The sequence below is a fragment of the Lysobacter sp. K5869 genome (assembly GCF_018847975.1).
Classification (GTDB): Bacteria; Pseudomonadota; Gammaproteobacteria; order Xanthomonadales; family Xanthomonadaceae; genus Lysobacter.
This window is the reverse complement of record NZ_CP072597.1, coordinates 2,215,498-2,227,427: the sequence shown is the minus strand read 5'-3', so window position 1 is coordinate 2,227,427 and position 11,930 is coordinate 2,215,498. Positions and strand designations below refer to the sequence as shown.

12 protein-coding genes and 1 other RNA gene are annotated in these 11,930 nt (G+C 70.8%); 6 read left to right on the top strand and 7 right to left on the bottom strand.

Annotated features, from left to right (window positions below):
* Positions 1-92: 92 nt before the first annotated feature.
* The 3 genes from ftsL to mraZ are packed head-to-tail and all read right to left on the bottom strand — an operon-like array spanning position 93 to position 1,752.
* The gene (gene ftsL, locus J5226_RS09620) at positions 93-356 is read right to left on the bottom strand and encodes a cell division protein FtsL (RefSeq protein WP_207526004.1); all 264 of its coding nucleotides are present in this window, start codon (positions 354-356) and stop codon (positions 93-95) included.
* Positions 353-1,294 carry a 16S rRNA (cytosine(1402)-N(4))-methyltransferase RsmH gene (gene rsmH / locus J5226_RS09615; RefSeq protein ID WP_255323043.1) on the bottom strand — a complete coding sequence of 314 codons (942 nt, stop codon included), beginning with the start codon at positions 1,292-1,294 and terminating at the stop codon, positions 353-355. The genes ftsL and rsmH overlap by 4 nt, the downstream gene beginning before the upstream one ends.
* 11 nt (positions 1,295-1,305) lie before the next feature.
* A complete protein-coding gene (gene mraZ, locus J5226_RS09610) occupies positions 1,306-1,752 on the bottom strand; it encodes a division/cell wall cluster transcriptional repressor MraZ (protein WP_215839695.1) in 447 nt (148 codons plus the stop codon).
* A gap of 480 nt (positions 1,753-2,232) precedes the next feature.
* On the opposite strand from mraZ, the gene J5226_RS09605 reads away from it, so the two are divergent.
* Positions 2,233-2,817, top strand: coding sequence for an ester cyclase (locus J5226_RS09605; RefSeq protein ID WP_215839694.1), 585 nt, complete (start codon positions 2,233-2,235; stop codon positions 2,815-2,817).
* A 430-nt stretch (positions 2,818-3,247) separates the two neighbouring features.
* Here the strand turns inward: J5226_RS09605 and rnpB are convergent.
* An RNA gene (rnpB, locus tag J5226_RS09600) (RNase P RNA component class A) lies at positions 3,248-3,609 on the bottom strand.
* A 76-nt stretch (positions 3,610-3,685) separates the two neighbouring features.
* Here rnpB and J5226_RS09595 point away from each other — a divergent pair.
* Positions 3,686-4,030, top strand: a complete 345-nt coding sequence (locus J5226_RS09595; RefSeq protein WP_215839693.1) for a hypothetical protein — start codon at positions 3,686-3,688, stop codon at positions 4,028-4,030.
* 11 nt (positions 4,031-4,041) lie between these two features.
* On the opposite strand, the gene rsmI is transcribed toward J5226_RS09595, so the two are convergent.
* Complete coding sequence (gene rsmI / locus J5226_RS09590) at positions 4,042-4,869, bottom strand: 16S rRNA (cytidine(1402)-2'-O)-methyltransferase (protein ID WP_215839692.1); 828 nt, start codon at positions 4,867-4,869, stop codon at positions 4,042-4,044.
* 184 nt (positions 4,870-5,053) lie between these two features.
* Here rsmI and J5226_RS09585 point away from each other — a divergent pair, with 184 nt between their 5' ends.
* From J5226_RS09585 to J5226_RS09570, 4 genes are read left to right on the top strand one after another with little or no spacing between them, the layout of a single operon-like run.
* Entirely contained in the window at positions 5,054-6,394 is a 1,341-nt protein-coding gene (locus tag J5226_RS09585; protein WP_255323042.1) for a penicillin-binding protein activator, read from the top strand.
* The gene (locus J5226_RS09580) at positions 6,378-6,761 is read left to right on the top strand and encodes a YraN family protein (protein WP_215839690.1); all 384 of its coding nucleotides are present in this window, start codon (positions 6,378-6,380) and stop codon (positions 6,759-6,761) included. The genes J5226_RS09585 and J5226_RS09580 overlap by 17 nt, the downstream gene beginning before the upstream one ends.
* Positions 6,762-6,805: 44 nt before the next feature.
* Positions 6,806-7,354 (top strand): metal-dependent hydrolase, encoded by a 549-nt coding sequence (locus J5226_RS09575; RefSeq protein ID WP_215839689.1) that lies wholly within the window; start codon positions 6,806-6,808, stop codon positions 7,352-7,354.
* A complete protein-coding gene (locus J5226_RS09570; RefSeq protein ID WP_255323041.1) occupies positions 7,351-8,745 on the top strand; it encodes an FAD-linked oxidase C-terminal domain-containing protein in 1,395 nt (464 codons plus the stop codon). The genes J5226_RS09575 and J5226_RS09570 overlap by 4 nt, the downstream gene beginning before the upstream one ends.
* A 382-nt stretch (positions 8,746-9,127) precedes the next feature.
* Here the strand turns inward: J5226_RS09570 and J5226_RS09565 are convergent, their stop codons facing one another.
* The gene (locus J5226_RS09565; RefSeq protein ID WP_215839688.1) at positions 9,128-10,351 is read right to left on the bottom strand and encodes a hypothetical protein; all 1,224 of its coding nucleotides are present in this window, start codon (positions 10,349-10,351) and stop codon (positions 9,128-9,130) included.
* Between the two features lie 545 nt (positions 10,352-10,896).
* On the bottom strand, positions 10,897-11,922 hold the full coding sequence (thiL, locus tag J5226_RS09560; RefSeq protein WP_215839687.1) for a thiamine-phosphate kinase: 1,026 nt from the start codon (positions 11,920-11,922) through the stop codon (positions 10,897-10,899).
* Positions 11,923-11,930 lie beyond the last annotated feature (8 nt).

Genomic DNA, 11,930 nt, shown 5'->3' with positions numbered 1-11,930 from the left:
CGCGGCCGGCGCGCTCGCCGAGCACGCGCTCCAGCGGGCCGCTGCGGCCGTGGTTGCCGTTGCGGTTCTTGCGCGCGCTCATGGCCCGGTCCTCATGGCCTGATCACCACGGTTTCGGCGCCCTCGGGGAACTTCATCCCGATGCGCTCGCGCGCCACCTGGTCGATGCGGTTGCTCTCCGCCCAGGTCGCCTGCTCCAGCTGCAGCCGGCCGAATTCGATGTTGAGCTCGTCGCGCTCGCGCTGCAGCTTGTTGAGCTGCACGAACAACTGGCGGTGTTCGTGACGGGCGAACACCACCAGCAGCGCCGAAACCACGTTGGCGACGATCAGCAGGATCAGCAGCAGCCGCATCATGCCGCCACCTCCAGCTTCTCGGCCACGCGCAGCACTGCGCTGCGCGCGCGCGGGTTACCGGCGAGCTCGTCGTCGTCGGCCTTCTGCGCGCCGCCGAGGGCGAGCAGGGTCGGGGTGAACGCGATCTCGATCGGCATCCGGCGGTTGGTCGGCGGCGCCTTGGAGTGGCGGACGATGAACTGCTTGACGATGCGGTCTTCCAGCGAATGGAAGCTGATCACCGCCAGCCGGCCGCCGGGCTTCAGGCGCGCCATCGCGGCGTCGAGCCCGGTTTCCAGGTCGGCCAGTTCGCGGTTGATGAAGATGCGGATCGCCTGGAAGCTGCGCGTGGCCGGATGGATCTTCTGATCGCCGCGCGGCACCGCCTGGGCGATCAGCTCGGCCAGCTCGGCGGTGCGCGCCAGCGGCTGCGCGGCGCGGCGGGCCAGGATGGCGCGGGCGATGCGCCGGCTCTGGCGCTCTTCGCCGTAAGTCCACAGCACGTCGGCGATGTCCTTCTCGGCGGCGCTGTTGAGCCACTGCGCCGCGCTCTGGCCGCTGTCGGGGTCCATGCGCATGTCCAGCGGGCCGTCCTTGCCGAAGCTGAAACCGCGTTCGGCCACGTCCAGCTGCGGCGAGGACACGCCCAGGTCGAGCAGCACGCCGTCGAGGCCGGCGGCGGTGGCGTCCCAGTGCGCGAGTTCGGCGAAGCTGCCGCGATAGATGGACACGCGCGGATCGGCGCCGAACTCGCGTTCGGCCACGGCGATCGCTTCGGGGTCCTTGTCCATCACCAGCAAGCGTCCTCCGGCCTGCAATTGCGAGAGCACGCCGCGGGCATGCCCGCCGCGTCCGAACGTACCGTCCAGATAGGCTCCGTTCCCGTGCACCCGCAGGCCTTCGAGCACCTGCCGGTACATCACGGGAAGGTGGCCGGACCGCGCGTGAATGCGTTCCATGCCACCGTCCGTCATAGCTGCAGGTCGAGCAGCTCGTCGCTCAGATCGTCGTCGCTGATGGTCTGACGGATCTGCGCGTGATGCGCCTGCTCGCTCCAAAGTTCGAATTTGTCGCCCATGCCCAACAGCACCGCCTTCTTCTCGATGCCGACCGCGGCGCGGTGGCTGGGCGGAACGGTGATGCGGCCGTTGCCGTCGAGTTCGACGAACGCGGCGGCGCCGACCAGCTTGAGCTGCATCGTGCGGTTGACCGACTTGGCCTTGGGCAGCTTGTTGACCTGTTCGCGCACGCGCTCCCAGACCGACAGCGGATAGAGATAGAGAGAACCGGACTCGAACGGGTTGTAGGTGATGACCAGGCGGTTGTCGCATTCGCGCGCGACGAGTTCGCGGTAGGCGGTGGGAACCGCCAGCCGGCCTTTCTCGTCGATCGTGATGGCGGTTTCGCCTTGGAACATTGCGCACCTTGTGCGGCTCCCGTCTCTACCGGACGGGTCGCCTCGTTCATTCATCCCTGGTGGGACGACTGGCCTCCGAAAACCACAAAAACCCCGGTTTTCCCTCGGATGCCCACATTAGCAGGGCGCAACGGGTTGTCAACAACTTTCCTGACTGAATTTCGCTAGGCGCATCAATGGCTTGCGATGAACTTGAGAGTCTTATTCAAGACTTATCCACTAAGCGTTGTTTCGTCTCAGGTTTTGAGACTCATAACGTCACAAAGTGACCCTGACGCGAGCGCCGTCACATTTTCTTCACCCACGCGGCTTCGCGTCGATTTGCGCGAATCGCCGCTAAGCATCGGAATGCAAAGGATGATCGCCCGCGGCTATCGGCGCGGACGCGCAGCGTCCAATGCGGGGGCGTAGGGTGCATTCGACATTCAATTGACGTGCCCCGCTCTAGCGTGGCGACGACTTGTCCCGGAGTTATCCACAATGCGCGCCCCGACCCCGTTCCGCGCCGTCTCGCCCCTGGCCCTGCTGCTCGCCGCCGCGGTCGCCGGCTGCGCCCAGCAGGCGCCGTCCTCGCCCCCGCTGACCGCCGCCCGCGCCGACGCGACCGTGCTCAAGCGCCTGCAAGCCGAGCAGGCGCAGGAAGACCGCAACCTGCAGACCTTCGACGAACTCGACTTCGTCCACTACACCCATCAGCAGTGGGACCACTTCCACCGCAGCCACGCCCCGAACATCCTCGTCCACTACCCCGACGGCCACACCACCACCGGCCTGGACGCGCACATCGCCGAGCTCAAACCGCAGTTCGTGTTCGCGCCCGACACCCGGATCAAGGTGCATCCGGTGAAAGTCGCGCAGGGCAACCTCACCGCGGTGATCGGCACGATGGAAGGCACCTTCACCCAGCCGATGCCGCTCGGCGACGGCAAGACGCTGGCGCCGACCCACAAGCCGTTCAAGCTCGACATGGCCACGATCGGACGCTGGGAAAACGGGGTGATGGTCGAGGAGTGGCTGTTTTGGGACAACCAGGCGTTTATGAAGCAGATCGGCGCGGGGCAGTGAGACTCCGCGCGGGCGCCTGCGGAGCGCAATTCGCCGAAACAGGGCCGCGAGTGCGCGCGCGAGCGGCTGCGCTGGATGGGCGCTGGGTTTAAGGCCCGGCAAAATCAAAATGGATTCCGGCGTTCGCCGGAATGACGGTGGTGGGAGTTCGACGCATCCCCCAGTCCGTCATTCCGGCGAACGCCGGAATCCATTTTGATTTTCGCTCCATCCCGGCAGCCGCCCATCGCGGCAGCGTCGGCCGCGAGAACCCCTCTTGGTAAAGGAAGCGCCCCCCGGCAGAAACGAGAGCCCGCAGCCACCTACAACAAGCCCCGAAGTTCGCGCAGCGAACTTCGGGGCTCGCGGGCCGAAGCCCGAAGCACGCCAACCGACCGGTGTCCGCAGTCCGCAACGCGAACGTCGGCGGTTCTTTGGCGAACCGAAAAAAGCGCAAAGCGGGCCGATAAGCCGGGTTCTGTCGTGGACAGTCATTCCTCTAGGCGCAGCGTCGCCGCTACGCTCAAGCAACCTACCCGGAGGCGACGCGGGCCGCGTCATGACCTCCCTATTTGGTTTTGCTCCCGGTGGGGTTTGCCGTGCCGGTCCGTTGCCGGACTCGCGGTGCGCTCTTACCGCACCGTTTCACCCTTACCACGCATTCCCGAAGGAACCGTTCGGCGGTCTGCTCTCTGTTGCACTTTCCGTCGGCTCGCGCCGCCCAGGCGTTACCTGGCACCGTGCCCTGTGGAGCCCGGACTTTCCTCGGCGCCGGATCTTGCGATCCGACGACGCGACTGTCTGGCCCACTTTGCGGCGCGCATTGTCGCACGAGCGCGCGGCCGCCGCAGCGTTAAAGTGAACGCCAACCCGCCGCCGCGCTATCGCGATGAACGAGCCCGTCGATCCCGAAGACCAGTACCCCTTGTATCCGCGCGGCATGCTGCGCCGGCACGGATTGCTCGACGCGCACGACCTCGCCGATTACCTGCCGGACTGGAGCGAGAACGATCTGCGCGAAGGTTTCTGGCCCGGCCTGACCGCGATCGGCGGCGCGCGCGAATCGATACCCGTGCTGGAACAGAGTTTGGGCCTGGAGGGCGGCGAAACCGTCTTGCGCGTGCGCGGGCTGCCGCTGCTGCTGTCCGACGACATCTGGAACTTCCAGGCGCTGGCCGCGCCCGAGTTGTTGCGCCCGCTGGCAGCGGCGATGCGCGCGCTGCGCGAACGCTGACGCGGTTTACTTCACTCGCCGCCGCCGTACAGCGCCTTGCGCGGCGCCCCGCTGAGCTCGGCGGCGAGCTTGGCCGCGGTCGACGGCGGCAGGTGCTCGCTGAGCTTGGCGTACAAGCGCTTGCCCTCGATCACCTTGGCGTCGGCGTCCTCGCCGGCGCCTTCCACGATCAGCACGAACTCGCCCTTGCGCTGATTCGGATCGGCCTTGACCTGCGCGGCCAGCGATTCCAGCGGGCCGTCGAGTACGGTCTCGAACAATTTGGTCAGCTCGCGCGCCAGCACCGCGCCGCGCGCGCCGCCGAACGCGGCGGCCATGTCGTCGAGGGTTTCCTCGATCCGGTGCGCCGATTCGTAGAACAACAAGGTGCGCGGCTCGGCCGCGAGCTTGGTCAAGCGTTCGCGGCGGGCGCTGGTCTTGGCCGGCAGGAAGCCTTCGAAGGCGAAACGGTCGGAGGCCACGCCGGCCACGCTCAGCGCGGCGATGGCGGCGCAGGCGCCGGGCACCGGAGACACCTTAATGCCGGCCGCGCGCGCGGCGCGGACCAACCGATAGCCCGGATCGCTCACCAGGGGCGTGCCCGCGTCGGAGACCAACGCCAGCGAATCGCCGGCCTGCAAGCGCGCCACCAGCTGCGCGGCCTGCTGCTCCTCGTTGTGCTGATGCAGCGCCAACAGCGGCCGCTCCAGGCCGAAGTGCGACAGCAGCTGGCGGGTGTGGCGGGTGTCCTCGGCGCAGATCGCCGCGACCGTGCGCAGGGTGTCCAGCGCGCGCGGGGTGAGGTCGCCGAGGTTGCCGATCGGGGTGGCGACGATGTGCAGGGTGCCGGGGGTTTGCATCGTAGGGCGAGGCTGACTCGAAAAAGGGCAGGAATCTGACTGAACGGGCCGGGCGAAAGCTCGCGTCCGCGTCGCCTGGGCCGGGTAGAATCCTACCCGGTCCCACAGGAACGCCGCCCGCGGCGCACGCAAGCCGATGAATCGAAGCAAGAACCGGCCCGCTTTTACATGGATGTTCTGCGCCTTGGCCGCCACCGCCGTGCTCGGCGGCTGCGCCAGCGTCGAGACCCGCCCGGTCGCGACCGTCGCCGCCTCCAATCCCATCGTCGCCCAGGCCCAGCATCTGGCCCGCAACCACGCCTCGCTGGCCGGCGAGGAGCGCGCGGAGAACGAACGCCAGATCGAGCGCCTGCTCGGCCAGCTCGACGACGCCACCCTCAGCCGCGAAGCCAACGGCCTGATCGAAGGCGACCCGCTCTACAACTTCGTCGGCCGCGCGCTGGTCAAGCGCGGGCTGCCGCTGCCGCGCCCGTTCGACCGCACCTCCGACTGGGCCTTCCACGCCGCCCAGCGCCCGCCGGCCGAAGCCGACGGCTATCGCCCGCCGATGAAGCTGGCGGTGCTGCTGCCCAGCACCGGCCCGGCCGCGGTCGCCGCCGCCTCGGTGCGCGACGGCCTGCTCGCCGCGTACTACGGCGAAACCCGGCGCCGCCCGGACATCCATTTCTACGACACCGCCGGCACGCCCGCCGGCGCGCTGTCGGCCTACGACAAGGCCGCCGCCGAGGGCAACGACTTCGTGATCGGCCCGCTCGGCCGCGACGAAGTCGGCGCGCTGTTCGGCAAGGGCGCGCTGCCGGTGCCGGTGCTCGCGCTCAACCGCGGCAACACCACTCCGCCCAGCGGCAACGTCAGCTTCTCGCTGACGCCCGAGGACGAAGGCACCGCCGCCGCCGACTATCTGGTCGAACGCAAGGCCAAGCGCGTGCTGGTGATCGCCGGCGACGACGACAGCCAGCGCCGTGCGGTCGCCGCGCTCAAGGAACGCCTGGGCGGCCGCGGCGCGGTGGTCACCGACACCATCGGCGAAGGCACCGCCGACCTCACTCCGTTCGTGACCAAGGAAGGCGGCGTCGATTCCGTGTTCCTCGCCGTGAAGGGCAGCAGCGGCCGCACCCTGGTGCCGAAGCTGGCGCTGGCCGGCCTCGCCGACAAGCCGCGCGCGGCGACCTCGCAGCTGCTGCTGGGCACCGGCAAGCCGGAGCAGGACCGCGTCCTCGACGGCATCGCCTTCCCGTCCGAATCCTGGATCAGCGGCGGCATCCGCGGCTTGCCGCCGGCGGTGGGCACCGCGCAGCAGTTGCCGACCGCGCGCGGCCCGGCCGCGCGCCTGTTCGCCTTCGGTTACGACGCGTGGCAACTCAGCGCCTACCTGGAGCGCCTCGCCAGCCGCTCCGACGCGTATGTGGCCGGCGCCACCGGCGTGCTGCGCATCGACGGCTTCGGCAACGTGCTGCGCACGCCGGCGTGGTCGACCTTCAGCAGCGGCGTCGCGGTGCCGCTGGCGGATGCCTCGCGCCGCTGACGCCGGCAAGCGCGCGCTCGGCGCCGCGGTGGAAGCCGCGGCGCGAGCGCATTTGACCGAAGCCGGCTTGCGCGGATTCGCCAGCAACGCCGGCTTCCGCGTCGGCGAACTCGATCTGGTGATGCTCGACGGCGACACCCTGGTGTTCGTGGAAGTGCGCTACCGCCGCGACGACCGCTACGGCGGCGGCGCGGTCTCGGTGGACGCGCGCAAGCGGCGCAAGCTGGTGCTGGCCGCGCAGGCGTTCTTGCAGCGGCATGAGGCGTATGCCGACCGCGCCTGCCGCTTCGATGTAGTCGAGGCCGACGGCGATCCGGCGCAACCGCGCTTGCGCTGGCTGCGCGACGCGTTCCGCGCCGACGATTGAACCACCCGACTCCTTACTCCACCGCCGTCCCCGGACCCGCCCGCATGCCGACCGTGATGACCCACGCCGTAGTCCCGCTGGCCCTGGGGCTGGCGCTGGGACGCCAGCGCATTTCCCCGCGCCTGCTCGCCGCCGGCGCGCTCGCGGCGATGCTGCCGGACGCGGACGTGGTCGCGTTCAAGCTCGGCATCGCCTACGCCGACGATTTCGGCCATCGCGGCGCCAGCCATTCCTTCGCCTTCGCCGCCGCCTTGGCCGCGCTCGGCGCGCTGGCCGCGCCGTGGCTGCGCGCGCCGCGTTGGCGCGCGGCGTGGTGGCTGTTCCTGTGCGCGGCCTCGCATCCGCTGCTCGACGCATTCACCGACGGCGGCCTCGGCGTGGCGCTGTATTGGCCGTGGTCGGACGCGCGCATCTTCGCGCCGTGGCGGCCGATCGAAGTCTCGCCGATCGGCGCGCGCTTCTTCAGCGCGCGCGGCCTGGAAGTGTTGTGGTCGGAAGCGCGCTGGGTGGTGTTGCCGGCGCTGTCGCTCGGCCTCGTCGGCGCGCTGCTGCGCAAGTTGATGCGCACGCCGGCCACGGAGCCCGCGCGGTGAACGCCGGCGCGCCGCTGCCGCCCGCGCTGCAAGCCGAGCTGGCGCAGTTGCTCGGCGACGCGTGGCTGACCGATCCCGGCGAGCGCTTGGCCTACGCCTACGACAACTCGCGCCGCCTCGCCCTGCCCGACGCGGTCGCGCTGCCGCGTACGCGCGAGCAGGTGCAGGCGCTGGTGCGCGCGTGCCGGCGCGAGCGCGTGCCGGTGATCGCGCGCGGCCGCGGCACCAACACCACCGGCGCCTCGGTGCCGGTGGCCGGCGGCGTGGTGGTCTCGTTCGAGCGCATGAACCGCATCGTCGAAATCCGCCCCGGCGACCGCTGCGCGGTGGTCGAACCGGGCGTGCTCAACGGCGATCTGCAAACCGCGCTCAAGCCGCACGGCCTGTTCTGGCCGCCGGACCCGACCAGCGCCGCCTACAGCAGCGTCGGCGGCAACCTCGCCTGCAACGCCGGCGGCCCGCGCGCGGTGAAGTACGGCGCCAGCCGCGACAACGTGCTGGCGCTGACCGCGGTCACCGGCGCGGGCGAGCTGATCGTGTGCGGCACCGCGACCACGAAAGGCTCGACCGGCTACGACCTGCATCGTCTCTTGGTCGGCAGCGAAGGCACGCTCGCGCTGATCGTCGAAGCCAGCCTGCGACTGACCCCGTCGGCTCTGGCGCGCGCCGCGCTGCGCGCGGTGTACCGCGACGTGTCCTCGGCCGCGCAAGCCGTGGCGCGGCTGATGGCGCAGCCGGTGACGCCGTCGATGCTGGAATTCATGGACGGCCAATGCGTGCGTCTGGCCCGCGACGTCGGCGGCGCCGATCTGCCGCACGAGGCCGGCGCGCTGTTGATGATCGAAGCCGACGGCGACGCGCACACGCTGCCGCACGCGCTCGACGCGCTCAAACGCGCCGCCGCGGGCGAGGGCTTGCTCTCGCTCGACGACGCCGCCGACGAAGCGGCGCGGGAAAAACTCTGGGCCGCGCGCAAGGCGCTGTCGCCGTCGCTGCGCACGCTGGCGCCGGGCAAGATCAACGAAGACGTGGTGGTGCCGGTCTCGCGCATTCCCGAACTGGTCGACGGCGTGCAGGCGCTGGCGCGCGAGTTCGACCTGCCCATCGTCTGCTTCGGCCACGCCGGCAACGGCAACCTGCACGTCAATCTGTTGTACGACCCCGGCGACGCCGCGCAAAGCGCGCGCGCCCACACCGCGATGGGCCGCGTGTTCGAGCTCGCGCTGGCGCTGGGCGGCACGCTGTCGGGCGAACACGGCATCGGCTTGGCCAAGCGCGATTTCATGCCGCACGCGGTCGGCGCGCAGACGCTGGCGGTGATGCGCCAGATCAAGCGGGTGTTCGATCCCGACGGGATCTTGAATCCGGGCAAGCTGCTGCCCGACGAATGAGCGCGGCGGGTCGCGGCGCGCACGCGCCGGATCGATCGCGAACGCGCTGCGTCATCGCTCCGGCGCGCATGCGCGCGAAGCGGTCGTGCCCACGCGAGCCGCTGCGGCCGTAATCGCCGAACACCCGCCACCGCTCGAGCCGCCGCTACCGCTATCGCCGCGCTCGCACTGCGCAATCAACCAGCGCGGCGGCCTACCGCACGCGCGCGAAGCAAATCGCGACACCGCTCCGTCACCTCGCTCCGCGCAAAGATGCGAAGCCGCCGCGGACGCCCGGCTCGCGGCTACCGCAATCGCCAAGTATCCGTCGCAGTTCGGCCCGACACCGCCGCTTCCGCCATCGCGCCGCTCGCCCATCGCCGCAGTCGATGAGCTCGACGACTTACAGCGCGCGCACTCCGGGCAAATCGCGGAAGCGCTCCGCCACGTCGCCGGCCTGCATGCGCGCGAAGCCGTCGCGGCCGCGCAGGCCGGTCGGTCCGCTGCTGCCGTAGTTGCCCGAACGTCCGTCGCGACCCGAGCCCGAACCGCCGTCGCCGCCATCGCCGCCGCTGCCGCTGGCGCCCGCGCTGCCGCCGTCGCCGCCCGATCCGCCGGACGCGTCCATTCGCAGCCAGCCGGCCAATTCGGGGAAGCGCCGGTCGTAGATCAACTCGATCTGCCCGCCGTCGCCGCCGCGTCCGCCCGGCGCGCCGTAACCGCCGTCGCCGCCGTCCCCGCCCTCGCCGCCGTAACCCGGGCGATCCTTGTCTTTGTTGCCGTCGCCGCCGTCGCCGCCCGCGCCGCCGCTGCCTCCGTCGCCGCCTTGGCCGCCGCGCCCGCCGGCCGCGACCACGACGAACGCGCGGTCCGGCGGCGCGAGCACGAAGTCTTCGACGTCGCCTTCCAACCTCACCGCCAACAGGCGCGGATAGCGCGCGGTGGCGACGTACGTCGCGTAAGCGCGCACATGCATGCCGCCGTAGCCGTCGCCGCCGGGTTCGCCGTCGCCGCCGTTGCGTCCGTATTCGCCGCGGCCGCCGTGAGCGCCGTCGTAACCGTCGCGGCCGCGTTCGCCGTAACCGCCGTCGCGACCATCGATGCCCGGGCCCGCGGCCGCGCCGATGCGGTCGATGCAGTCGTAACTGGCCGGGTAATGCGCGGTGCGCGCGAACTGCGCGGTCGGATGCACGAGGCTGGCGCTGATCGCGAAGCCGCTGTCGAGGCTCGCCAGCACATCGGGATTCGGCTCGAACCAACCCAGTTCGTCGAACCGGCCCTGCTGGCTGGAGAACGCGAAATTGCGGAAGTCGAGCATGCCGTTGCGGCGCGTGCCGTTGGCGCCGCGCCAGGTTTCGTAGAGCAGCGGCGCGGGCTGCTTGGGCAGTTGCGCGGCCACCACCGCGTGCATCTGCACGCGCTGGCGCGGACAGACGCTGGCCGCGCCGTCGGCGAGATCGATCTGCATCGACTCGATCCGCGCTTGCTCCAGGTGCACGGTGTTGATGCCCGCGATCGTGCGCACCGCGCCGCAACCGGGCAAGGCCAGCGCGACGGTGGCGACGGCCGCGGCCAGCGCGATGCCGCGCCGACGCGATACTGGAGAAGTCGGCGCGATCCGGCGCATGCGGGCGGTCCATGGAGAGAGGCGTTCAGGCTTGCATCGGCGCGATGAAAACGGTCTGAACTTTTTCGCCGCGCGCCCCCAACTGATGGCAGGGGCGACGAGCGGAAATCGGTTTCGGCAGACTGCGCAACGAGTCGGGCGCGGCATAGCGACCGGGGCACGGCGGTCGCGGGCTATCGGCCGGCCGCGGCGATCCGAAAGGAAGCTGCGAAGCCGAAACCGCACAAGAGCCAGCGGACTTCAGCGACGCTCACCGCTTACGGAGGCGCGACGAACGATACGCGCGACGAGCCGCGCGACCGCCGCCCACGCGGCCGGACACGACCGAAAATCGCGAACCGTGGCAAGAACAGGAAGCGCGTGCTGGCTTCAGCGGCGCTCATCACCTGCGGTGCCGCGCCAAACGATTCGCGCGACGAGCCGCACGGCCGCTGCGAACGCGGCTCGACTCGACCGAAGACCGCTAGCCGCGGCAGAAACAGGAAGCGCGTGTCGGCAACCGCGGCGACCGCACCCGACCGGCGCGATCCAGACCCGGACCGACCTCAGCCGAAGTGCTGATACCCGCGCCGCGGCGGCGCCCACGCCGAGCCGTCGGCCAAACGCACGCGCACGCCGGGCTCGGCGTCGATCCGCCCGATCACCTTGGCCGGCGTGCCGGACGCGGCGAGCGAACGCGCGATGGGGTCGCGCTGCCGCGCTGGCGCGGTGAAGCACAGTTCGTAGTCGTCGCCGCCGCCGAGTTGCAGCGCGCGGCGGGCGTCGTCGGCGCAAGCGGCGGCCAGCGCGCGCGAGGCCGGCAACGCGGCCGAGTCGATCGTCGCGCCGACGCCGGAGGCCGCGCAGATATGCCCGAGGTCGGCGAGCAAGCCGTCGGAGACGTCGATGCCCGCGCGCGCCAATCCGCGCAGCGCGCGGCCGGCGGCCACGCGCGGCTGCGGCCGGCGCAGGCGTTCGTGCAGGCGCGCGCTGGCGACCGCGGGATCGGCGTCGGCGCCGTCGATGCGGCGCACGGCGAACTCGCGGTAACCGTCGATGCCGTCGAGTGCGAGCGCGGCGCCGGCGTCGCCGAGCGTGCCGGTCACCCAAATCTCATCGTCGACGCGCGCCGCGTCGCGGCGCAGCGCCCAACCCGGCTCGACGAAGCCGAGCACGGTCACGCACACCGACAACGGCCCGCGCGTGGTGTCGCCGCCGACCAAGGCGACGCGATGACGCGCGGCCAACTCCAGAAACCCGTCGGCGAAGCCCTCGACGAACGCCGCGCGCGCGGCGCCTTCGCCCTCGGGCAGCGACAGCGACAAGGTGCACCACGCGGGCTCGGCGCCCATCGCGGCCAAGTCGGACAGATTCACCGCCAGCGACTTCCAGCCGATGTCGGCGGCCACCGCGTCCTCGCCGAAATGCACGCCGCGGTTGAGCGTGTCGGTAGCGACCACCAATTGCCGCCCCGGCGGCGGCGCCAGCAAGGCGGCGTCGTCGCCGATGCCGAGCGCGACATCGCCGCGCTCGTCCGCCAGCGCGGCGGCGCGCGCGCGGATGTGGGCGATGAGGTCGAATTCGGCGGTCATGAGGCTGC